General features: G+C 57.9%; 21 protein-coding genes and 1 tRNA gene. 12 read left to right on the top strand and 10 right to left on the bottom strand.

Annotation, left to right across the window (positions count from 1 at the left end; all coding sequences use genetic code 11):
- Positions 1-35: 35 nt before the first annotated feature.
- From AC2D8V_RS11655 to AC2D8V_RS11640, 4 genes are all read right to left on the bottom strand, one after another.
- On the bottom strand, positions 36-1,385 hold the full coding sequence (locus AC2D8V_RS11655; RefSeq protein ID WP_484733693.1) for a tetratricopeptide repeat protein: 1,350 nt from the start codon (positions 1,383-1,385) through the stop codon (positions 36-38).
- Positions 1,386-1,567: 182 nt separating this feature from the next.
- The gene (locus AC2D8V_RS11650; protein ID WP_484733692.1) at positions 1,568-2,776 is read right to left on the bottom strand and encodes a CaiB/BaiF CoA transferase family protein; all 1,209 of its coding nucleotides are present in this window, start codon (positions 2,774-2,776) and stop codon (positions 1,568-1,570) included.
- The gene (locus tag AC2D8V_RS11645; protein WP_484733691.1) at positions 2,760-4,382 is read right to left on the bottom strand and encodes a thiamine pyrophosphate-binding protein; all 1,623 of its coding nucleotides are present in this window, start codon (positions 4,380-4,382) and stop codon (positions 2,760-2,762) included. Before AC2D8V_RS11645 ends, AC2D8V_RS11650 begins: the two co-directional genes overlap by 17 nt.
- A 110-nt stretch (positions 4,383-4,492) precedes the next feature.
- Entirely contained in the window at positions 4,493-5,056 is a 564-nt protein-coding gene (locus AC2D8V_RS11640; protein WP_484733690.1) for a GcrA family cell cycle regulator, read from the bottom strand.
- 378 nt (positions 5,057-5,434) lie between these two features.
- On the opposite strand from AC2D8V_RS11640, the gene AC2D8V_RS11635 reads away from it, so the two are divergent.
- Together AC2D8V_RS11635 and argF are read left to right on the top strand one after the other, a co-directional pair.
- Positions 5,435-6,610, top strand: a complete 1,176-nt coding sequence (locus tag AC2D8V_RS11635; RefSeq protein WP_484733689.1) for an acetylornithine transaminase — start codon at positions 5,435-5,437, stop codon at positions 6,608-6,610.
- A 61-nt stretch (positions 6,611-6,671) separates the two neighbouring features.
- Positions 6,672-7,598, top strand: a complete 927-nt coding sequence (argF, locus tag AC2D8V_RS11630) for an ornithine carbamoyltransferase (RefSeq protein WP_484733688.1) — start codon at positions 6,672-6,674, stop codon at positions 7,596-7,598.
- 1 nt (position 7,599) lies between these two features.
- Here argF and hrpB read toward each other — a convergent pair whose 3' ends face one another.
- Complete coding sequence (gene hrpB / locus AC2D8V_RS11625) at positions 7,600-10,017, bottom strand: ATP-dependent helicase HrpB (RefSeq protein ID WP_484733687.1); 2,418 nt, start codon at positions 10,015-10,017, stop codon at positions 7,600-7,602.
- Between the two features lie 92 nt (positions 10,018-10,109).
- On the opposite strand from hrpB, the gene meaB reads away from it, so the two are divergent.
- The 4 genes from meaB (at position 10,110) to AC2D8V_RS11605 (ending at position 12,508) form a co-directional block, all read left to right on the top strand.
- The gene (gene meaB / locus AC2D8V_RS11620; protein WP_484733686.1) at positions 10,110-11,120 is read left to right on the top strand and encodes a methylmalonyl Co-A mutase-associated GTPase MeaB; all 1,011 of its coding nucleotides are present in this window, start codon (positions 10,110-10,112) and stop codon (positions 11,118-11,120) included.
- Positions 11,121-11,237: 117 nt separating this feature from the next.
- Positions 11,238-11,537: a 50S ribosomal protein L28 gene (gene rpmB / locus AC2D8V_RS11615; RefSeq protein WP_484733685.1), complete on the top strand. Its 300-nt coding sequence runs from the start codon at positions 11,238-11,240 to the stop codon at positions 11,535-11,537.
- Positions 11,538-11,637: 100 nt separating this feature from the next.
- Entirely contained in the window at positions 11,638-11,982 is a 345-nt protein-coding gene (locus tag AC2D8V_RS11610; protein WP_484733684.1) for a hypothetical protein, read from the top strand.
- 43 nt (positions 11,983-12,025) lie between these two features.
- Entirely contained in the window at positions 12,026-12,508 is a 483-nt protein-coding gene (locus AC2D8V_RS11605) for a copper chaperone PCu(A)C (protein ID WP_484733683.1), read from the top strand.
- A 15-nt stretch (positions 12,509-12,523) separates the two neighbouring features.
- Here the strand turns inward: AC2D8V_RS11605 and AC2D8V_RS11600 are convergent, their stop codons facing one another.
- Both AC2D8V_RS11600 and AC2D8V_RS11595 read right to left on the bottom strand, forming a co-directional pair.
- Positions 12,524-13,216 carry an NAD-dependent deacylase gene (locus tag AC2D8V_RS11600; protein WP_484733682.1) on the bottom strand — a complete coding sequence of 231 codons (693 nt, stop codon included), beginning with the start codon at positions 13,214-13,216 and terminating at the stop codon, positions 12,524-12,526.
- A 22-nt stretch (positions 13,217-13,238) separates the two neighbouring features.
- Positions 13,239-14,219 carry a LysR family transcriptional regulator gene (locus tag AC2D8V_RS11595; protein ID WP_484733681.1) on the bottom strand — a complete coding sequence of 327 codons (981 nt, stop codon included), beginning with the start codon at positions 14,217-14,219 and terminating at the stop codon, positions 13,239-13,241.
- Positions 14,220-14,384: 165 nt separating this feature from the next.
- Between AC2D8V_RS11595 and AC2D8V_RS11590 the strand changes: the two genes are divergently transcribed.
- From AC2D8V_RS11590 to AC2D8V_RS11565, 6 genes are all read left to right on the top strand, one after another.
- The gene (locus AC2D8V_RS11590; RefSeq protein WP_484733680.1) at positions 14,385-15,260 is read left to right on the top strand and encodes a carbon-nitrogen hydrolase family protein; all 876 of its coding nucleotides are present in this window, start codon (positions 14,385-14,387) and stop codon (positions 15,258-15,260) included.
- Positions 15,261-15,339: 79 nt separating this feature from the next.
- A complete protein-coding gene (infA, locus tag AC2D8V_RS11585; RefSeq protein ID WP_005978431.1) occupies positions 15,340-15,558 on the top strand; it encodes a translation initiation factor IF-1 in 219 nt (72 codons plus the stop codon).
- A gap of 3 nt (positions 15,559-15,561) precedes the next feature.
- The gene (locus AC2D8V_RS11580) at positions 15,562-16,128 is read left to right on the top strand and encodes a Maf family protein (RefSeq protein ID WP_484733679.1); all 567 of its coding nucleotides are present in this window, start codon (positions 15,562-15,564) and stop codon (positions 16,126-16,128) included.
- Positions 16,125-17,144, top strand: a complete 1,020-nt coding sequence (locus tag AC2D8V_RS11575; RefSeq protein ID WP_484733678.1) for a ribonuclease E/G — start codon at positions 16,125-16,127, stop codon at positions 17,142-17,144. Before AC2D8V_RS11580 ends, AC2D8V_RS11575 begins: the two co-directional genes overlap by 4 nt.
- On the top strand, positions 17,144-17,341 hold the full coding sequence (gene yacG / locus AC2D8V_RS11570; protein WP_484733677.1) for a DNA gyrase inhibitor YacG: 198 nt from the start codon (positions 17,144-17,146) through the stop codon (positions 17,339-17,341). The genes AC2D8V_RS11575 and yacG overlap by 1 nt, the downstream gene beginning before the upstream one ends.
- Positions 17,342-17,532: 191 nt before the next feature.
- A tRNA-Phe gene (locus AC2D8V_RS11565) sits at positions 17,533-17,607 on the top strand.
- A 41-nt stretch (positions 17,608-17,648) separates the two neighbouring features.
- Here AC2D8V_RS11565 and AC2D8V_RS11560 read toward each other — a convergent pair.
- From AC2D8V_RS11560 to AC2D8V_RS11550, 3 genes are read right to left on the bottom strand one after another with little or no spacing between them, the layout of a single operon-like run.
- The gene (locus tag AC2D8V_RS11560; RefSeq protein WP_484733676.1) at positions 17,649-18,740 is read right to left on the bottom strand and encodes a tyrosine-type recombinase/integrase; all 1,092 of its coding nucleotides are present in this window, start codon (positions 18,738-18,740) and stop codon (positions 17,649-17,651) included.
- Entirely contained in the window at positions 18,740-18,976 is a 237-nt protein-coding gene (locus tag AC2D8V_RS11555; protein WP_484733675.1) for a hypothetical protein, read from the bottom strand. Before AC2D8V_RS11555 ends, AC2D8V_RS11560 begins: the two co-directional genes overlap by 1 nt.
- Positions 18,969-19,766 carry a hypothetical protein gene (locus AC2D8V_RS11550; protein WP_484733674.1) on the bottom strand — a complete coding sequence of 266 codons (798 nt, stop codon included), beginning with the start codon at positions 19,764-19,766 and terminating at the stop codon, positions 18,969-18,971. The genes AC2D8V_RS11555 and AC2D8V_RS11550 overlap by 8 nt, the downstream gene beginning before the upstream one ends.
- Positions 19,767-19,937: the final 171 nt, after the last annotated feature.

The following is a 19,937-nucleotide window of genomic DNA, read 5'->3' as shown; positions in this document are numbered from 1 at the left end:
TGTTTACCTTGTGTATTGTCATCAGCCGCGCGGTGTCATTGCGCAGGAATACGCCTTGCCTGCGAGATCGTGTTCATCCGGGTAGTGGTAAAGCGGTCTGGCAAGTCCGCACGGCGTGCCAGACGATCTCGCAAAATCGCTTCGGTCTGGTCATATCTGCCAGCACGCAACCCCGCATCGACTGTCATGCGTTCAAACACGTCGCGCTGGGCGTGGCTGCCACCGATCTGTTGCATGTGGGGACGTGCTGCCGCGAGATGGGTGAAAGCGGCATCGTACCGCCCTTCCGCAAAAGCGTTCAGGCCCGATAGTGCGGCTTGGCCCGGGTCGGCGTAGCGCGCTGGCATGTCACCTTTGCGCACGGCGTCGCGTTGAAAGCGCCGTATCATATCGTCTTGCGGACCAGAGCGACCCGCGCCGGTCAGCGCAAGCATGTAGTGCAAGTCGGCAAAGACAACACAGCCGTCGTCGGTACGGGCTTCGGCCAGATCAGCCAGTTCTTCCCAGCGCGCGCCCACGTCCATACCGTCAAGTTCCAACCGCACAAGCAGCGATGTCGCGTTCGAGATATCGCGGTAATCATCGGTTTTATCCGCGCGGATTTGTGCGTCGTAGAGACCGAGGGCAATATCGTGCTCTCCGCGGTCCAGATGCAGCAACGCTTTGTGCCACCAAACGTGGTAGCGGAAATTGTTGCAGTGATCCCACGCGCCTGTGTTGTTTTCGATCAGGGCGATGCCCATGTCCGGACGTGCCGTCATGTCATAGACATGTGCTACAGCATGCAGGCCCCACGCATCGTCTGGTGCAAGTTCAAGCCCGGTGCGACCCGCCCGCTCTGCCGCGTCGTACTCGCCGGTTTCTTCCAGCGTAAAGGCGTGACACCCCAGAAGAAAGCCCCGCAGCGCGTGGTCTTTATCGTGGGCAGGCAGCACACGTTCGATAGACCGGCGCATGCCGTCGGCGTCGCCAAGGATAAACCGGATCGCATGGCTCACCTTGGCAGAGAGCGTGTCCACGGGATGTGCGGCCAGCACTTTTTCCATCTCTGTCACTGAACGGGACGGGTGCCCGTCCAGCCAATATTCAAGCGCGTCGATCCACGCCTGTTCTCGCATCTGCACCGGGGCACGGCTGGTGGCCACGCGACAAGCTGCCAGCGCCTCCTTTGCTGTTGCCGTCAGTTCGGCCCGACCCATCATCAGCGAGAACAAACCGCGCGCCGCATGGCCCATGGCAAAGTCAGGATTGCTCTGCAGTATGGCGCCCAAATGCGTCGGTGTGGTTGTTCCATGGGCCAAGAAGGCACGGATCATCGCATTCCATTCGGACAGATCGGTCGCCGAAGACAGGGAAACAGGACTTTGACAGATATCGAGGTTCATCACAGGAGCCTTATGAAACGAGTTGTCCTGTATCTAACTTATATTCCATCATCAGGCACCGGGCCTGCGGGGTGAAACACGTCGTTGTGAATGTCTGTGTTTGTTTCTGCTCATTATTTCAGTTTTGCGGCATTAATCCGGCTGAATTCAGCCGATGCAGGCACTGAAAAAAGCGTTGCGTTTCAATCTGTCGCGGGTTTCAGCCCAAAGTTGTGCAGAACCTCTTCGGTGTCTTGGCCAAATCGCGGTGGTGCGTATCGGTACTGCACGGGAGTGCGAGACAGTTTGAGCGGATTTGCCAGCAGGCGTACGCTTCCTTCTTCCAGCCCCCGACCGGGGACATCAACGACTGCGCCGCGTGCCAGTGCCTGATCAGAAGACAGTGCCTCGGCAACGGTATGTATCGGGCCTGCGGGAACCTTCACACTCTGCAGTCGCCGCAACACCTCATCTTTTGAGAATTCAACCAGGTGCGCGCGCAAAAGCGGGATCAACCGGTCGCGGTTCTCAATTCTCAGTTGGTTTGTGGCAAAACCGGGGTCTGCGCCAAGTGACGGCAGTTCCATCACGTCACAGAACCGTACAAACTGGGCGTCGTTACCGACGGCCACAAGAACGTGGCCATCAGAGCATTCGAACGCGTCGTATGGGACAATGTTGGGGTGAGCATTACCGCGTCGGACCGGCTCTTTGCCCGACGTCAGAAAGTTTGTCCCCTCGTTTATGAGCCAAGCCATCTGCGCGTCGACCAACGCCAGGTCAATGTGCTGGCCTTCGCCTGTGGCATCACGGTGCCTTAATGCCGCGAGAATGCCAATGGTCGCATACATGCCGCACATGACGTCGGCGATCCCGACGCCTACTTTCATCGGAGCACCGTCGGGAGCGCCGGTCAGTGACATGATGCCGCCGTACCCCTGTGCCATCAGGTCATAGCCCGGTTGGTCGCGGTTTGGCCCGGACTGTCCAAACCCCGAGATCGAACAGTAAACAAGGCCGGGGTGCGCCGCGCAGAGTGTTTCGTGATCCAGCCCGTATTTGCACAAACCGCCGGGTTTGTAGTTTTCAATCACAACATCCGCGCGGGCCGCGAGGCTTTTGACAATCTGCTGGCCGGACGCATCTGACAAATCGACAGAGATCGAGCGCTTGTTCCGGTTGGCGGCCATGAAATACGCCGACAGATCGGTCGGCGCCCCGGTCTCGTCACGGGCATAGTTCGGGCCCCAACCACGCGTGTCGTCTCCGTTAGTCTTTGGGTTTTCAACCTTGATGACGGTGGCACCCAGATCGCCGAGCAATTGCGTCGCGGTGGGGCCGGCGAGAATGCGACTGAGATCCAGTATCACCAGACCGTCGAGCGCGCCGGGTGTGTCAGATCCGCCCGTCATATCCGCCCCTGTCGATCTTTGCGGCAATCACAGTAAAGGTATCGGCCACCAATGCGTCGTTCAATGCGCCGGACAATTCGTCACGCGAAGTAACTGTAACACCATGACCGCCAAAGGCCTTGCCGATTGCCGCGAAATCATGCTGCCCAAAGTCCACACCGTGGTTTTTGAGTTGCCGTGATCGTTGTTTCAGTTCGATCAGTGCAAGTGATGCGTCGACAAAAACTACAAAGATCGTCCGTAGGCCAAGTTCGGCAGCGGTCGATAGTTCTCCTGCCACCATAAGAAAACCTGCATCACCCGAAAAAGAAACTACCTTGCGGTCCGGCGCCGCCAGGCTGGCACCCATCGCCAAAGGCAGCGCACAGCCCATGGTGCAAAGAGCAGAAGATTGTGTCAGGCCGCGTGGCTCGTAGCATTCCCACATCTGGCTCAGCAGAATACGATGTGCACCGCTGTCGGCGGTTGCAAGGGCATCGCGCGGAAGCACTTGCCGGCAGACGTCGATAACAGCAGCCGGGCCCCAATCATCTGAGGTTGGAAAAGCCTCATCCAACGCGCATTTCGTTGATTTGATGGCCCCGTCGCTCCACGTCGCGCGCGCAGACAGGCCGTGGGAAAGGGCAGCCAGCGTTGCGCTGCAACTACCGATGATATTGAGACCGGACTGATGCATGTAGTGATGGTTCGGCTCGGCCGTAATATCGATCACATTCTGCGTATCCGGTGACCAGGCATTGCGCCATCCGGTGCGCATCTCGATCGGGTCGTATCCGACGCAGATAATCAGGTCGGCAGATGCCACAAATGGCAAAAGGTGTTTGTCCGCCAGAGGCGACAAACCTGCGCCGCCCAGAGCCATTTCGTGATCCTCTGGCAACAAACCCTTGGCTTTGTACGTCGTGATCACCGGCACGTTGAATGTCTCTGCAAACTCGATGAGCGCCGGTCCCGCAGTTTCGTTCATGGCGTCCACACCTGCGATGATCACAGGGCGCAAGCTATCCGACAACCATTCGCGCGCTGTGTCCAAGGCGTCGCCTGCCGGAACAGTTGGCACAGCGGGCGAACGATAAGGCGGCGCCTTCGCAGGTACTTTGGCGTCGGCTACAGAAATTGGCACATCGATATGCACTGGGCCAGGGCGTCCCTCGGTCGCGATGCCTACCGCCTTGTCCGCAATGACATGGGCGGCACCGGGTACCAGCGAAAAGCTGGCCTTGGTGATCGGTGCAAAGACGGCCTGCTGGTCCAGAACCTGATGGGTGTATGTTTGCACCTCATCCTGATCAACTGCGCCTGCCAGAACGATAAGCGGTACGCGGTCCTGATGGGCATTTGCGACGGCATTCACGCCATTGAGCGCACCGGGGCCCACAGTGGCCACCAGAATACCCGGCGCACCGGTGCGGTGGTGCACACCTTCTGCCATGAAGCCCGCGGCATTTTCATGTTTGGCGAGTATGAACTTAATTCCGGCAGCCTCGAGCGCGTCGACCAGAGTAAGCACTTCTCCGCCTGGCATACCAAAGGCATAACGGCATCCTGCATCGTAAAGGCGGCGCGCTAGAGCGTCGGCGGCGCGAATGGCTTCGGAGTTAGGCACGGTATATCTTTCCCACAAGAGCAGTCTTGCCCAACAGCAGATAACGCAAGCGCGCGCCGGCGCAACTCACCTTTGTGTTCACCGATGTTTCAATGCGCCTTGGCTGCGCGTCAGCGACGGCGATCCCGACGCGACGACATCGGCTGGAACGCGACGCCGACATGCGCTTCGCAGTAGGGTTTGCCCTGCTGCACCGGCAGGCCGCAAAACCAGAAGTCTTCGGTCGCAGGATCGCCAACGGGCCATTTGCAGGTACGCTCGGTCAGTTCCATAAGCGATAGCTTCTTGGCTTTCTTTTCAATGGCCGAAACTTTGGCGAGCGCCTCAGGGCTGATTTCATTTGCAGAAGGCTGCGGCGGCAAAGGCTGGCCTGCCGGTATGATCTGCTTGCGCGCAGGCAGAGGTTTTGGCGCCGTATCCACTTCTGCCTTTGCCGCAGGCTCGGCAGTCTTGCTTGTGGCCGGTTTCGCCTTGGCTTCGGATTTTGCGGCTTGCTTTGCCTTTGTCTCAGGCTTCGCAGCCGTCGTGGCCCGATTGGACAGACCCAGCCGGTGCACCTTGCCGATGACCGCGTTGCGGGTCACGCCGCCCAGTTCCTTGGCGATCTGACTGGCCGACTGGCCCTCGCCCCACATTTTCTTGAGCAGCTCTACCCGTTCATCCGTCCACGACATCAGCAGTTCCCCAATTCAAAAGCGGCCCTGCTGAAAGGACCGCCTGTTTTTCTCAGGCTTCTATTCTAAGCACTGCCACCGCAGATACAAGCGGCGAAGACGATAGAGGCGCAAGCTTCGCCATTTTGCTGGCCTTGCCAGCGGGTTTGACCAAAAAATGTTTTGCAAATTGCGATCCGGCACGCTAACCCGCAGCCATGAAACAGACACGCGCCAACATTTTGCGACGACGCTCCGCCCTGCGCTAATGCCTACCGCGACGACGCGTACCCTCATGTGCGCCTGACCGTTTCACATCTTTCCAAAAAATATTGACCCCAGCCAAAGGCTCATGCACGGTTCGTGCTCTTGCCAGCGGCCCAAACAGAGGATGATCTGATGATCCCGACGCTTTTGCCCACCTATGCTCGCGCGCCTTTGAGTTTTGTCAAAGGCGAAGGTTCTTGGCTGATCGAGGCTGACGGACGACGTTTTCTGGATTTGGCGGCGGGCATTGCCGTCACCGCCTTGGGACATGCGCATCCAAAGCTTGTGGCCGCGTTGACAGAACAAGCCGGAGCGCTTTGGCACACATCCAATCTCTATCAGATCCCGCAGCAGCAAATGCTGGCCGACAAGTTATGCGAGCACACTTTTGCCGATACCGTTTTCTTTACGAACTCCGGAACCGAGGCTTGCGAACTCGCGGTGAAAATGGCGCGCAAATACTGGACAGAAAACGAACACCCGGAGAAATCGGAGATCATCGCCTTTACCGGGTCGTTCCACGGTCGTTCATCGGCGGGGATCGCTGCTGCCGGATCGGAAAAAATGACCAAGGGCTTTGGCCCTCTGTTGCCGGGTTTCACGCACGTGGAATTTGGTGATCACGAGGCGCTGCACGCGGCAATCAGTGATGAGACAGGTGCAATTTTAATCGAACCTGTACAGGGTGAGGGCGGTATCCGCCCAGTACCGGACCAGTGCCTCAAAGGTCTTCGGGATCTGTGTGACGAAAAGGGGCTTCTCCTGATCTTTGACGAGGTACAATGCGGCGTCGGACGTACCGGGAAACTGTTCGCGCACGAATGGGCCGGGGTATCACCTGACATCATGATGGTCGCAAAGGGCATAGGCGGCGGTTTTCCCATCGGTGCCGTTTTGGCGACCGAAGCGGCAGCAAGCGGTATGGGGCCCGGCACGCATGGCTCGACTTATGGAGGTAATCCATTGGGTTGCGCTGTTGGCTGCGCGGTCATCGACCATGTGGCCGATCCTGCTTTCTTGGAGGAGGTTTACCGCAAAGGAGGCCTGCTACGCCAAAAGCTCGAAGGCCTTGTAGCCGCTCATCCAGACGTCTTTGAAAGCGTACGTGGCGAAGGGCTGATGTTGGGGATCAAATGCAGAGCGGCAAATACCGATGTCGTGAAAGCAGGCTACGATTGCGAGGTGTTGGTGGTTCCGGCAGCGGACAATGTTGTGCGACTGTTGCCCGCGCTGACCATTTCAGATGATGAAATTGCCATGGCCGTTGACAGGCTCGACGCGGCGGCGTCAGCTTTGACCGCTGGCTAAACCCGATGCTTTCGATGCGCATGTTGTTGAAATGCGCCCGACCCAACAAAAGTGCAGACAGATGAACCATTTTCTCGACATTCACCGGACCGATCCACACGACCTGCGCGGTATTATCGACCAAGCCGGCGAGATGAAATCAGCGCGGGCAGGGCGCCCTCGTGGTGCCCTGGATGATACGTTGCCGCTCAAAGACCATATGGTCGCCCTCATCTTTGAAAAACCCTCTACGCGTACGCGCGTTTCGTTCGATGTGGGCGTGCGTCAGATGGGCGGTCAGACAATGGTGCTCTCTGGCTCGGATATGCAATTGGGCCACGGAGAAACGATTGCGGATACTGCACGTGTGCTCAGCCGATATGTTGATCTGATCATGATACGCACGTTTGACGAGGCGGTTCTGACCGAGATGGCCGAGTTCGCGACAGTGCCGGTGATCAATGGCCTGACGGACAGAACACATCCGTGCCAAATCATGGCGGATGTTATGACGTTCGAAGAGCATCGCGGTCCGATCAAGGGCAAAAAGGTGGTTTGGTCCGGTGACGGCAACAACGTCTTTTCATCCTTCCTGCACGCTGCGGGACAGTTCGGGTTCGACATCACCTTCACCGGGCCTGAAACGCTGGACCCCGAGCCGGAGTTCATCGAGTTTGCGCGCTCCAAGGGTGTGGATGTGTGTATAGAGCGTGACCCCGTGCAAGCGGTTCAGGGGGCTGATCTCGTGGTCACGGATACATGGGTGTCTATGCATGATGCCCAATCCGCGCGCGAGCGTCGCCATAACCAGCTCAGACCCTATCGCGTTGACGGACGGTTGATGTCGCACGCCAAGCCAGAAGCATTGTTCATGCACTGTTTGCCCGCGCACCGCGATGACGAGGCGACATCCGAGGTGATGGACGGGCCTCATTCGGTCATATTCGACGAGGCGGAAAACCGGCTGCACGCTCAAAAGGCCATAATGCGCTATTGTCTTGGCGTCTGACCTAGGAACGCCTCTTTGCCCTTAGTGTCGGGTCCGCCTGACGGGGATCTTCCGGCCACGGGTGCTTTGGATACCGCCCGCGCATGTCTTTGCGCACGTCTTCATAAGAGGTTGTCCAGAAACCCGGCAAGTCCTCTGTTACCTGAACCGGGCGTTGGGCGGGCGACAGCAGTGTTAGCTGCACCGGAGTACCGGCTACTGTCGGGTGTTCGATCACGCCAAACACTTCTTGCAGGCGCAGCGCAATGCGCGGTTGGGCATCCTCGTAATCGATCGGCACTTTGCGTCCCAGTGGCGTCGTGAAATGCGCGGGAACTTCTGCATTAAGCCTTTGCATGTTGTCCCAGCCAAGATGCAACTCAAGCGCCGAGGTGATGTCAAACGACTTCCAATCGGCAGTGGTTTTCACTCCGTCTAGATGTGGCAACAGCCAGATCTCGGCGGATTCAAGAAGCGTCTCTTCGCTTAGGTCCGGAAAATCAGCCTTGTTGGCGTGCATCAAGGCCGCACGTGCCATCAGTCGACTTGCCTTGCTTGACGGCAATAAACCGAGTTGGCGCACCCCTTCCAACATTGCACGTGCCACGCTGTCGGATGGCACATCGCGCCATATCTGGTCATCAAGCACCAGCGCGCCAAACCTTTCTTGTCGGCGCGCCAATACCTTGCCTTCGCGGCGTGACCATTCACAGTGATCGACCCATTCTATCTGTTCAGCAAAATGCGCGCGCAACGTCGAGATCGGTAAGGCGATTGCCTGCCGCATGCGCGCTTCGCGCGGATTGCCGTCCAGATCAGTTGCAACCAGTAGCCGCGTGTTGGCCATTGGATCGTCGCTGGGTAATACCGCGCCTTTGCCGCCAGATAAAACGTAGCGCGCCGCATCGCCCGTGCGTCGCAACCCGATGCGATCGGGATAAGCGAGCGCGGCAAGGGCCGCTGTGTCGTTTACATCTCCGTGTTCGACTTGACGGGAAAGCCGCTTGGCCTCTTCACGTACCCGCTGGAGCGTCGGCGCGTGCGCGGCAGAACTGCCGCGCTGGGCGGCTTCGATGCGCAAAGACAGATCTGCGGGTGCACCCCGAAGGATGTCACGCTCGGCCAAAAGCGCCGCCATAAGCGGCGCGCGTTCTCCGCCGCGCGCAACCATATGCGCAAGACGCGGGTGCAGCGGGAGCCGCGCCAAAACGCGTCCATGTGCGGTAATCCGGTTATTCGTATCCAGAGCTGACAGCATGCGCAGAACAGACTGCGCTTCGGCAAACCGTCCGGAATGCGGAGGTGTTACAAACCGCAAATTTTCTGGCTGCGTACCCCACTGAGCCAGTTCCAATGCAAATCCCGAAAGGTCGCCCACTTCTATTTCCGCAGGTGGGAAAGCTGGCAGTGCGCCGTCCTCTCCGCGGGTCCAGAGCTTGTAACACGCGCCCGGCTCAAGGCGTCCGGCACGTCCGGCGCGCTGGGTGGCTTCAGCCTGTGATACGCGTGTTGTCACAAGCCGCGACATTCCGGATGAAGGATCAAACTCCGACCTGCGTGACAGCCCGGCATCTACGACGATGCGCACGCCTTCGATGGTCAAGGAGGTTTCGGCGATGGCGGTGGCAAGAACGACCTTGCGGCCATGTGGCGCTGGGGCAACGGCTGCACGTTGCGCTTTGAAATCGAGGGCGCCGTAAAGCGGATGCACCGCCACATCATTCGAGAGTTGCGCCTTCAACAGTGCTTCTGTTCGGCGGATTTCTCCTTCGCCGGGAAGAAACACCAAAGCGCTTCCAGTCTGCGCGCCAAGCGCCTCCAATGTCAGATCCGAAACAGCTTGCTCTAGCCTTTGTGATTTGGGTCGGGGCCGGTCGAGCCATTGAGTGCGCACCTCAAAGGCGCGTCCCTGAGATGTCAGTATCGGCGCACCGATCATTTTTGCCACCGGCTCGGCGTCGAGCGTCGCTGACATAACGAGCAGCTTTAGGTCATCACGCAGAGCCTCGACAACTTCAAGACACAGCGCGAGCCCCAGATCAGCGGTCAAGGATCTTTCGTGAAACTCATCAAATATTACAGCGCCGACGGATGGCAGGTCGGGCGCGTCTTGCAGCATTCGTGTCAGGATACCTTCAGTGACCACTTCGATGCGCGTTCGATTGGATGTTTTTGATTGTCCGCGCATTCGGTACCCGACGGTCTGACCTGCTTGTTCCCCCAGAGTTTCCGCCATCCGTTCGGCTGCGGCACGGGCAGCAAGGCGACGGGGCTCAAGCATAACGATCTTGCCGTTGATCACGCCCGCTTGCAGCAGTGCCAGCGGTACACGCGTTGTCTTGCCGGCGCCGGGTGGCGCCTGAAGAACAACGGCGCTGTTTTTTTGCACGGCGTCGATCAGTTCGTCCAATATGTTGTCAATTGGCAGGATGCTTGTCATAGCCGTTGCTTAGCTGAAGGCCCGCGTCAGGCCAAGCACTGGACTTTTGCATGTAGCTTAGAGAAAACGCTCTGAGCAAAGGGAAAACCCGCATGGACACCGCAGAACTCGCCCGCTCGCTGGCAGAAGGAAACAGGCGCAGCCTGTCACGCGCGATCACGCTGGTGGAAAGCGCGCGTGCTGACCACCGCGCGGCGGCCACTTCCCTGATGCAAGCGCTTCCCAAGGATCGGCAGGCAGTCCGGATCGGGTTGTCTGGCACGCCGGGAGTTGGCAAATCCACTTTTATCGAAGCGTTTGGTATGATGCTGGTAGAGCAGGGCCTCCGGGTGGCGGTGCTGGCCGTTGACCCGTCTTCGGCGCGGTCTGGCGGGTCGATCCTAGGTGATAAGACACGCATGGATCGCTTGGCGCGCGCGCCGCAGGCGTTTATACGCCCGTCGCCGAGCCAGACCCATTTGGGCGGCGTTGCGCGCAGATCACGCGAAGCAGTAGCATTGTGCGAAGCTGCCGGGTTCGACGTCGTTTTGATTGAAACGGTGGGCGTGGGGCAATCCGAAACCGTGGTGGCCGAGATGTCCGATGTTTTTCTGCTTCTTCTTGCGCCTGCTGGCGGGGACGAATTGCAGGGCGTCAAACGCGGTATCATGGAGATCGCGGACATGATCGTTGTTAACAAGGCGGATGGCGATCTCAAGGCTGCCGCGACCCGCACTTGCGCGGATTATGCCGGTGCGTTGCGCCTTTTGCGCAAACGCCCGCAAGACCCGGACGGCTATCCCAAGGCGGTGATGGCGTCCGCGTTGCATGACATCGGGCTGACGGCTGTCTGGGAGGACATTTCGAAGCTCATTGAGTGGCGGCGGGCGACTGGTATTTGGGACGAAACCCGCGCGCGACAGGGGCGCTACTGGTTCGGACAGGAAGTGCGCAATGCGCTGCTGTCGCAGTTGGAAACGCCGCAGGCACGCGATGCCTTGGCGCATTATGCGAACGAGGTTGCCGAAGGTCGCCTTGTGCCTTCGGTCGCGGCGAGCTCTTTTCTGCGCGGCTTATCGGCTAGCGACGTCGAAAACCCCGAAAATGGTGATGCACTGGGTTGACCGGGCGGGCGATTCCAACTAAAGCCACCAAACGAAATTCCGGGGCGTGGCCAAGGGCTGCCCCCTTTTTGTCGTTCACCGGACCGCCGGGGCGACCGTTGAGAAAAGGATAGACCCATGTCGCGCGTTTGCGAATTGACCGGTAAAGGCCCGATGACTGGCAACAACGTCAGCCACGCCAACAACAAAACCCGTCGGCGTTTCCTGCCGAACCTGAACGATGTATCGCTCCAGTCCGAAGCTCTGGGCCGGTCCTTCAAATTCCGCATTTCCGCTGCAGCGCTGCGCACAGTGGACCACCGTGGTGGACTGGACAAGTTCCTTGCCAAAGCAAAGGACACCGACCTGTCTGCGAATGCGTTGAAGGTCAAAAAAGCGATTGCCAAGTCGTCCGATACGGCAGAAGCACTGAGCTAAAAGCAGCCTCGGTTGTGACAAAAGGCCCTACCTGCGGCGCAGGTGGGGCCTTTGTTTTTGTGTGGTGGTCGCCTGCGCTTGCAGGTATTTCTAATAGCGTATGAAACTGATCTTGCACCCGCTTTGCGCAATTGCGCTGGCTTTGGTTCTTGCGTTAACGAGCCAAGCCATGGCGGTCGTTCGCGGTGCTTCGGTGGCTACAGGCGAGACCGAGTTGTGCATCGGTGGCCAGATCGTCGGCGTCTATACGGACGCAGAAGGCAACCCGACACAGGCACCGCACGTTTGCCCCGATTGCATTATCACCTTTGCCTTAGGTGGAGCGCCGTCACAGGTTTCTGCGCACCCTTTCGGCATCGGCAAAGTGGACCATGGGCCGTATCGCCGGGAAACAGTGATTGCACGGCGCGCAACAGCCTTTGCCGCACGCGCACCTCCGGTCTGATCTTTGAACTCAAAGTTTCAACAGATCACATCGAGGAAATAATATGACACTCAGACACTTCGTCCGCACCGCATTTGGTGCGTCTTTCGCTCTATTGCCGACCATCGGGCTTGCTGCCGACATTCTGGTCACCAACCCTTACGTACGCGTGTCTCGCCCCAACGCGCCAACCGGTGCTGCTTTCATGGAAATTACGAACAATGGACCCGAGGCCGACAAGCTGCTGGAGGCACGTTCAAATGCTGCCAAGCGGGTCGAGTTGCACACTCACGTGTCGCAAGGTGATGGCATTATGGTCATGACCGAATTGGAAGACGGTATCGCGCTTGAACAAGGCAAAACCCATATCATGAAACGTGGCGGTGATCATGTGATGCTCATGGGGCTGTCCGAGCCTTTGGCACAGGGCGAAACGATCACCGTCACACTTGTGTTTGAAAAAGCCGGTGAGGTGACTGTGACCATACCGGTCGACAATATGCGCCAGCCTTCGCTCGATCACACAACACAGGGCGACAACAACTAGCCGCGCAAATGCCCGTTATTGTGCAAGCACTTCTGTGACCCAGTCCGGTATGGTCTGGGTCGCAGGGCCGATGCGCAAGTCCTCAAACTGACTACCCACTGCCGATGGCTCCAGATTGAATTCGATCGTGTCCGCTCCGTGCCTGCGCGCTTCGGCAACAAATCCTGCTGCCGGGTAGACGTTGCCAGACGTCCCGATGCTGGCAAAGACATCAGCCGTTGCCAGATGGTCGTATATTTCCTCCATCTGGTACGGCATCTCGCCAAACCAGACGATATCAGGACGTGCCGCAGGTGCGCGACACGCAGGGCATGGGTCTTTAGGCGCCATCGCCAGCGGAGCAGTCCAGCGATGTTCGCATGCCGCACACAATGCGGATTTCAGGGCACCGTGCATGTGGATCACACGCTTCATGCCCGCCCTTTCGTGCAAGTCGTCAACGTTCTGCGTCACCAACACCACGTCTCCGTCAAAAGCCTCTTCCAGTCGCGCAAGCGCCTTGTGCGCATCGTTGGGCTCTGCTTCGGCGGCCTGCGAACGCCGCGCGTTATAAAAATCAACGACAAGCTGCGGATTCCGCTCAAAGCCCTCCGGCGTCGCAACATCTTCAATGCGATGCTGCGCCCAAAGCCCGCCTTCGGCACGGAAGGTGCCAAGGCCACTTTCGGCCGAGATACCGGCACCGGTTAAAATGACAATCTTTTGCATCGTCGTCTCCGTTATCTTGGCGTCATGGTGCGTGCGCGTGATCTTCGCTTATGGTGGCGAATTTTCCGGAAAGGAAAGGCACGTCAGGCATGGCAGGATCAATCATCTGGGTCTGGATCAGTCGCCTCATCGTAGCAGCGACGTCTTTCGGAACGTCCTCTGACCATTCCGTGCTGGCGAAAACAGAGATACGGCGCTCGAAAGGCGTGTAGGGCCACTCGTATGCGGTGACAGCATCCCGAAAGCGGTCGGCCCTCATGTATCCGAGCGGTGTTGTGATCGCCCAACCGATTCCGCGCGCAACCATGGACATCAACGCCAGATGGCTACGAATTTCAAAACGCCTTGGCGGGGCCAGCCCTTGGGCCGCGAGTGCATCTTCAATTTGACCACTGATAAGCTGCTCTTCGTCGTAGCGCAGTAGTGGCAGCGCGCCGGGTGCGTCCAGTTCTTTTGGGTCAAATTCGAAACTGCTGGGCGCCACAATCATAAACGGATCACGAGCCACTGGATACTCGATCAAACCAGGTGACGGAGCGCCGCTGCTGGCAGAAATTGCGAGATGAAGTTTGCGATCGTTCATTGCGTTGGCCAACTCATTGCTGGGCGCTGTGATCACCTTCAGGCGGCTCTCGGTTAGGCTGTCTGCAAGGATTGTTGCCAGCCGTGGTGTGATCTTGTCGTCAAAATCGTCAATGATGCCAATATTCAGAACATCAATATGAGCCAAATCCATGACCACCAACTCACCCTGCGCCGCCCGCAGCTCTGACAAGGCGATGCGCGCGCGGTTCAGGAAAAGCGTTCCTGCAGGTGTCAGAGCCATGGGGCGTCGCCCATGATCGACCAGATCGGTGCCTAAGGCCGCTTCAAGGTTGCGTAATTGCTGACTGACCGCAGGCTGGCTCAACCCAGTACGTGTTGCTGTCTGGGCCACTGATCCAGTGCTCGCGAGGGCCTCGAAAACCTCCAGACCGCGCAGCGTAATGCCTTTCATCAACATGGTCGTTACTCCACCCCGTTTTGAATTTTGTGAAGGTACAATTCCGAAAGGTCAATGTATTGATGGCCCGTGCGTATGTATCGCGGACATGTGTGCGCGGCATGTCTCTTGCGGCTGCCGCGTCAATCGCAGACAGTGAAGCCATCAAGAGCAGGTCCGTTCGCCATGATTATCGCTACAGCAGCTTACCCATTGGATTTCCTGACTTCGTGGGCGCAATACGAGGACAAGATATCAACATGGGTGTCCGATGCGGTCGGTTGCGGGGCCGAGTTACTGGTTTTCCCAGAATACGGCGCAATGGAGTTGGCGACGCTGGCTGGGCCTGAGGTGGCGGCAGACTTGGAGGAGTCCCTATTCGCTGTTTCTGACCGGATGAAAGATGCCGATAATTTGCACAACCGTCTGGCGCAGGAACATGGTGTGCATATCCTCGCAGCGTCCGGTCCGGTTGCGACCGCGGTGCGCCCGGTGAACCGTGCACGCCTCTTTGCCCCGTCCGGGGGGATCGGAATACAAGACAAACAGATCATGACGCGGTTCGAGCGCGACCCATGGGGCGTGCAGGGCGGTGGCCCGCTGCGCGTATTTGACACTGCGCTGGGACGCATCGGGGTGTTGATTTGTTATGACTGTGAGTTTCCGTTGTTGGGACGGGCACTCGCGGCGTGCGATCTCATCCTTGTGCCTTCCTGCACCGAAGCGTTGTCCGGCTATTGGCGGGTACGGATCGGTGCAATGTCGCGTGCACTGGAAAATCAGTGTGTTACCGTCATGGCCTCTTTGGTTGGAGAAGCGCCGTGGTCAGAGGCAGTTGATGTCTCGACTGGTTGCGGAGGTGTTTTTGGCCCGCCTGACACCGGGTTCCCAGAGACCGGCGTCATTGCGCTTGGCACGCTGAATGCGCCGGGTTGGACCTATGCAGAGGTCGACACGGCCGCAATCGCTCACGTTCGCGAAGATGGCACTGTTCTGGGGCGCACCCATTGGTTAGAGCAATTTGGCCGTGATGACACGGCATCAATTCTGTCTCTAAAGTGATAAGCCCCTTGAAAACTGGTCCAAATGCGCGCATTTAAGCGGCGTCCGCAAATGGCGGATGTATAAATTAGGAGAAAACATGGCCAAGGAAGATACGCTCGAATTTCCCGGTGTCGTGAAGGAACTCCTGCCTAACGCGACGTTTCGGGTCGAGCTGGAAAACGGCCATGAAATTATCGCGCATACGGCAGGAAAGATGCGTAAAAACCGCATCCGTGTTCTGGCAGGCGACAAGGTGCAGGTCGAAATGACCCCTTATGATCTGACAAAAGGTCGGATCAACTACCGCTTTAAGTAACCGTTGTTCGTTCTTGGGTCGGGATCGCCGCGCCGCAAGGAGTTGTTGGCGCAGCTTGGCGTTGTGCCTGATGACATTCGCGCGCCGGACATAGATGAGACCCCGAAAAAGACCGAGCTGCCGCGCCCGTATTGTTGCCGAATGGCGAATGAAAAAGTGCGCGCGGTGCGGGCCGATTCCTCTGATATTGTGTTATGTGCCGATACAACCGTTGCAGTAGGTCGGCGTATACTCGGGAAACCGCGTGATGCGGCTGAAGCCCGCGACTTCTTGCAACTCATGTCAGGCCGGCGGCACAGGGTGATCACAGCCGTCAGTGTGCGGCGCGGGGGTTCGTATTGGCAGCGTGATGTCGTGAGCATGGTGCGCATGAAGGTGTTGTCGCCTGACGAGATAGAGCGATACATCGAAACAGGCGACTGGCAGGGCAAGGCGGGTGGCTACGGTATTCAAGGGCCTGCCGCTGCTTTCATCCCTTGGATAAGCGGGTCTTACACTGCGATTGTCGGTCTTCCGCTTGCCGAGACCGCCGGTTTACTGAATGCGGCGGGTTGGAGGGCGACGTCATGAAGGGCCGTCAAATCGTTCTTGATCACCTCGGGGATCGAGAGGCTGCTGCACTCTTGGTAGACGGTCAGCTTGATGACTTGTTGATTGATGCAGACGCTCCGCGCCCGGGTACCGTCTACCGCGCGGTTGCGGACCGGCCCGTGAAGGGGCAGGGCGGCATGTTTTTGAAAACGCCGGATGGATCTGCGTTTTTGCGTCAGGTGAAGGGGCTTTCGCCCGGTCAGACTTTGCTCGTGCAAGTCACCGGCTACGCAGAGCCCGGCAAGGCGATTCCGGTTACTCAGAAGATTCTGTTCAAAAGCCGCTACGCCATCGTGACGCCCGGCGCACCTGGTTTGAATGTCAGCCGCTCCATCAAGGACGATGCTGAACGTGACCGCCTGCTGGAGCTGGCGCATGAGACCATGGAAGGCAGCGACAGCGGGCTCATCCTGCGGTCATGCAGCGCAGGGTCTGATGGTGAGGACATTGCCGAAGACATTGTCGCGATGCGTGATCTTGCACAGTCAGTGTTGGATGACCACGGAATGCAGTTGGAAGTTTTGTGTCAGGGCGACGGCCCACATATTCTGGCCTGGCGGGAGTGGACCGAGCCTGCACAGGTACATACGGATCCGGGCGGTTTTGAGGAAATTGGAGTGACGGACAGCCTTGAAAGTTTGAACGGCATTGAGGTCGCTCTCGGGGGTGGGGCGTACATGTTTGTAGAAGCTACACGGGCGCTGGTAGCGGTTGATGTCAACACCGGGCGGGATACGTCCCTCGCCGCCGGATTGAAGGCCAACATCGCTTGTGCGCAGGCGTTGCCGCGCGCCCTTAGGGTGAGAGGTTTGGGGGGACAAATCGTACTGGATCTTGCACCGGCACCTAAAAAAGACCGACGCCAAATTGAAACAGCGTTGCGTCAGGCTTTCAAACGGGACAGCGTGGAAACAACCGTAGTGGGGTGGACGCCACTGGGACACGTGGAGTTGCAAAGAAAGCGGGCGCGCTTCCCGACGCTGGAGTATTTGTGATGACCTGCCCGATCTGTGGCAAACCCGAAGTCGAAGACGTACGGCCTTTTTGTTCCAAACGGTGCGCCGACGTTGATCTGGCGCGCTGGCTGAACGGCTCATATGCCATACCATCAGCGGACCCTGAAGACGCCGACGAACTGGAGCAGGCTCTGGAAGACGTCCGCCGCGAACAGGTAGAGCGCAAGCCGCACTGACCGTTAGTCCCACCGCCTGCACGTGCGCCTGCTGGGTCTGTTTTGACCAGTGAAATCCTAAAGTCAGCGCCATGTAGCAGTGTGGCAGAGACGAAAGCACACACCGGCGCCGAGAATTGCAAAATTGGGCTGGACAGCCCCAACGCAACCTCATAGAACGCGCTCACCCGATCGCCATAGCGATGACCCGTGCCCGGGTAGCTCAGGGGTAGAGCAGTGGATTGAAAATCCTCGTGTCGGTGGTTCGATTCCGCCCCCGGGCACCACTTAAATTCCTGATATTGCTCGATATTCATTTTTTAGCCTCTTAAGGTTTGACAGTTTTGTCGAAGGGTTTGACAATTTTCGATCTGCGTTCGTTCTCCTTTTCTAGCGTTTCCATTGTGATCCGGTTGCGATCCGCCAAGTTAGCGGACCGTGAGTAGTGTCGTGCCATCGATGGAGTTTTTTGTCCCAGCAGGTCTGCGATCTGGCGTTCTTCAAGTCCCGCCTCGCGTAGCGTCGTCGCCACGGTGTGCCGAAGGCCCTTGAGGGTCAGGCCGGGTTGGACCACTCCCTCTGCCTCCAGCTTCTTTTTGAAGCGGTGCCAAACAGTCGAAAATCCGTTGTAGGTCCAAGGCTTGCCGTTGGATGTAGCAAGGATCGTCACGGCGTCGTGGTCGGGGGCAGCGTCAAGAGCCTCTTGTAGTGTCGGGCCGATGGGAATAGCGACCTCTTGGCCAGTCTTGCCACGGAAGCCCCAGATCGTGCTGCCGTCAATCTGGCGACGGGTCAGCTTGAGCGCGTCCGACGGATCAAGGCCGGTATTCATTATCAGCGCGACCGCCACCCGGACGTGGGGTTCGGCGCGTTCCAGTACAATAGCGCGTTCTTCGACCGTCCAAGGCCGATTGGCGTAGGGCTGGTTTTTCGGGCGTGGCTTGGGGATGACACCTGACGCATAGTCCCGGTCGATTAATCCTTTGGGAATGGCATAGCGGAATACTTGGCTAAGGAAGGTGCGGACCATGTTTGCCCGACGCCAGCCGATCTTTCCCGCCGCCTTGTCGTGAATCCCCGACATAAGGGGCGTAGTGATCGCGGAAACTGGGGTATTACGGATTGGGTGCAGAAAGTCCGCGCACTTACGATAGTCGCGCTTGGTGGCATCCGCCAAATTGTCAAAGTGCTCAGTCTGGAAATACGCTTTAACCAGTCCGCCAAGCGTTCCCGGCTTGGGGGCTTGCGCCTTCCTCGCCTCGGAAATGGCCGCAATGCGGGTGCATTCCGCGAAAAACTCAGCCGATCCCAGCGGGGTCTTTTCCAGGTCGATCTTGTGGCCGGTGGCGCGATGGTAGCAGCGCGGTTTCCCGTGCCGGTCATCGAATATCTTGAAGCCCTTTACCCTGATCCGCGTCATTACAGCTTGCCAAGAATGGCGTCTTGCGTCGCCATCTCAGCCCCTTCCTTCATTGCATCAATCCACTTGTCCAGGTCGCGCTTGTCCCAAAGAACCGTGCCAGGGCGCATCTCGACCGGCTGGACCGGGCACGTCGCCTTGAAATGCTTGACGGGCAGGCCGGTATAGTCCGCCGCCTCCGCCTGTTTCAGCATCCGCTTTTCAATGACGCTGATATTGAGGTTTGCGTTAGCCATCGTCGCCACCTAAAGCAGAAAGGCGCGCGCGTTCGTGCTTGCCCAGCAATTCCAAATAGCGATCCTGCTGCTCTTGGCTTTTTTCTGGCTCATCTACGTAACGCAGATCGTCGCCATCAAATTCGAAGCCCTGAAGAAACATTAATTCGTCTGTTTCTTCTTCTGTGAGGCCAACATACGACCAGCGCCCGCTTTCCGACTTTTCCCATGCCTTGAAAAAGTTTGATCTTGGGGAATAGGGGTTTGGTTCTGGCTCGATCACAGGAACCGAAAAATCTGGCATTTCTTGGCCTTCCGAAATGGCTTTGAGTTGCGCAGTAACCTCGTCAATTAGCCGGTCAACATCCAAGACAATCGCGGCACGTGGAATTTTCGGTTGTTCCTGCGTCTGGTCATAGAAGGCTGTAAAAGCCCACTCTTCATTTGCCTGTGGGTAAGAAAAAAGCACAAAACCAGTCTTGTCACTTAGCCCGCTCAAGCGCGCGGTGGCCCTGCGATCTACCTGATCGCACAGTGTAATGGAGTGCCTTTGAGGGAAGCCTAAACGGTTAACAGTGTAAGCCGCTGTAAGCATAAGAACCTGCGAACCCGTAAACATGCGTTTCCGACCAGTGCCGGGATTTGCGTGTTCACCCAAAAGCCTGACAAGGCCGCGCTTTGGATTTACGAAATGCTCAAGCGCTTTTGGAGTAGCGTCCGCGACTTTGCACACGTCCGCGACTGTGTAGCACGGTTCATTCCAAATCTTACCTATCGTGCTTGGCGTGTTAAAAATTTCGTCGGGTTTCATATCAAGCTCCATCGCTGATACCAACTATAACACCACGGCATGGTGTTTGTAAAGACCCATAGTATGGGTTTATTAAAATTATCCCCTTGTAGATATGGACCGGCCCCAATTTACTGAAGCCGGTCCAGCGCCGCGCCCTCAATCCCATAAAGGGCCGCGCAGTGTCGGGGT

The organism is Roseobacter sp. YIN89 (assembly GCF_057219365.1).
Note: the sequence above shows the minus strand (reverse complement) of the source record. Positions and strands in the feature narration are given on the sequence as shown.

Bases quoted from the DNA above. Each gene is read 5' to 3' on its own strand.
- AC2D8V_RS11655 (WP_484733693.1), bottom strand. From the start codon at position 1,385: ATGAACCTCGATATCTGTCAAAGTCCTGTTTCCCTGTCTTCGGCGACC.
- AC2D8V_RS11650 (WP_484733692.1), bottom strand. From the start codon at position 2,776: ATGACGGGCGGATCTGACACACCCGGCGCGCTCGACGGTCTGGTGATA.
- AC2D8V_RS11640 (WP_484733690.1), bottom strand. From the start codon at position 5,056: ATGTCGTGGACGGATGAACGGGTAGAGCTGCTCAAGAAAATGTGGGGC.
- AC2D8V_RS11635 (WP_484733689.1), top strand. From the start codon at position 5,435: ATGATCCCGACGCTTTTGCCCACCTATGCTCGCGCGCCTTTGAGTTTT.
- argF (WP_484733688.1), top strand. From the start codon at position 6,672: ATGAACCATTTTCTCGACATTCACCGGACCGATCCACACGACCTGCGC.
- hrpB (WP_484733687.1), bottom strand. From the start codon at position 10,017: ATGACAAGCATCCTGCCAATTGACAACATATTGGACGAACTGATCGAC.
- meaB (WP_484733686.1), top strand. From the start codon at position 10,110: ATGGACACCGCAGAACTCGCCCGCTCGCTGGCAGAAGGAAACAGGCGC.
- rpmB (WP_484733685.1), top strand. From the start codon at position 11,238: ATGTCGCGCGTTTGCGAATTGACCGGTAAAGGCCCGATGACTGGCAAC.
- AC2D8V_RS11610 (WP_484733684.1), top strand. From the start codon at position 11,638: ATGAAACTGATCTTGCACCCGCTTTGCGCAATTGCGCTGGCTTTGGTT.
- AC2D8V_RS11605 (WP_484733683.1), top strand. From the start codon at position 12,026: ATGACACTCAGACACTTCGTCCGCACCGCATTTGGTGCGTCTTTCGCT.
- AC2D8V_RS11600 (WP_484733682.1), bottom strand. From the start codon at position 13,216: ATGCAAAAGATTGTCATTTTAACCGGTGCCGGTATCTCGGCCGAAAGT.
- AC2D8V_RS11595 (WP_484733681.1), bottom strand. From the start codon at position 14,219: ATGTTGATGAAAGGCATTACGCTGCGCGGTCTGGAGGTTTTCGAGGCC.
- AC2D8V_RS11590 (WP_484733680.1), top strand. From the start codon at position 14,385: ATGATTATCGCTACAGCAGCTTACCCATTGGATTTCCTGACTTCGTGG.
- infA (WP_005978431.1), top strand. From the start codon at position 15,340: ATGGCCAAGGAAGATACGCTCGAATTTCCCGGTGTCGTGAAGGAACTC.
- AC2D8V_RS11575 (WP_484733678.1), top strand. From the start codon at position 16,125: ATGAAGGGCCGTCAAATCGTTCTTGATCACCTCGGGGATCGAGAGGCT.
- yacG (WP_484733677.1), top strand. From the start codon at position 17,144: ATGACCTGCCCGATCTGTGGCAAACCCGAAGTCGAAGACGTACGGCCT.
- AC2D8V_RS11560 (WP_484733676.1), bottom strand. From the start codon at position 18,740: ATGACGCGGATCAGGGTAAAGGGCTTCAAGATATTCGATGACCGGCAC.
- AC2D8V_RS11555 (WP_484733675.1), bottom strand. From the start codon at position 18,976: ATGGCTAACGCAAACCTCAATATCAGCGTCATTGAAAAGCGGATGCTG.
- AC2D8V_RS11550 (WP_484733674.1), bottom strand. From the start codon at position 19,766: ATGAAACCCGACGAAATTTTTAACACGCCAAGCACGATAGGTAAGATT.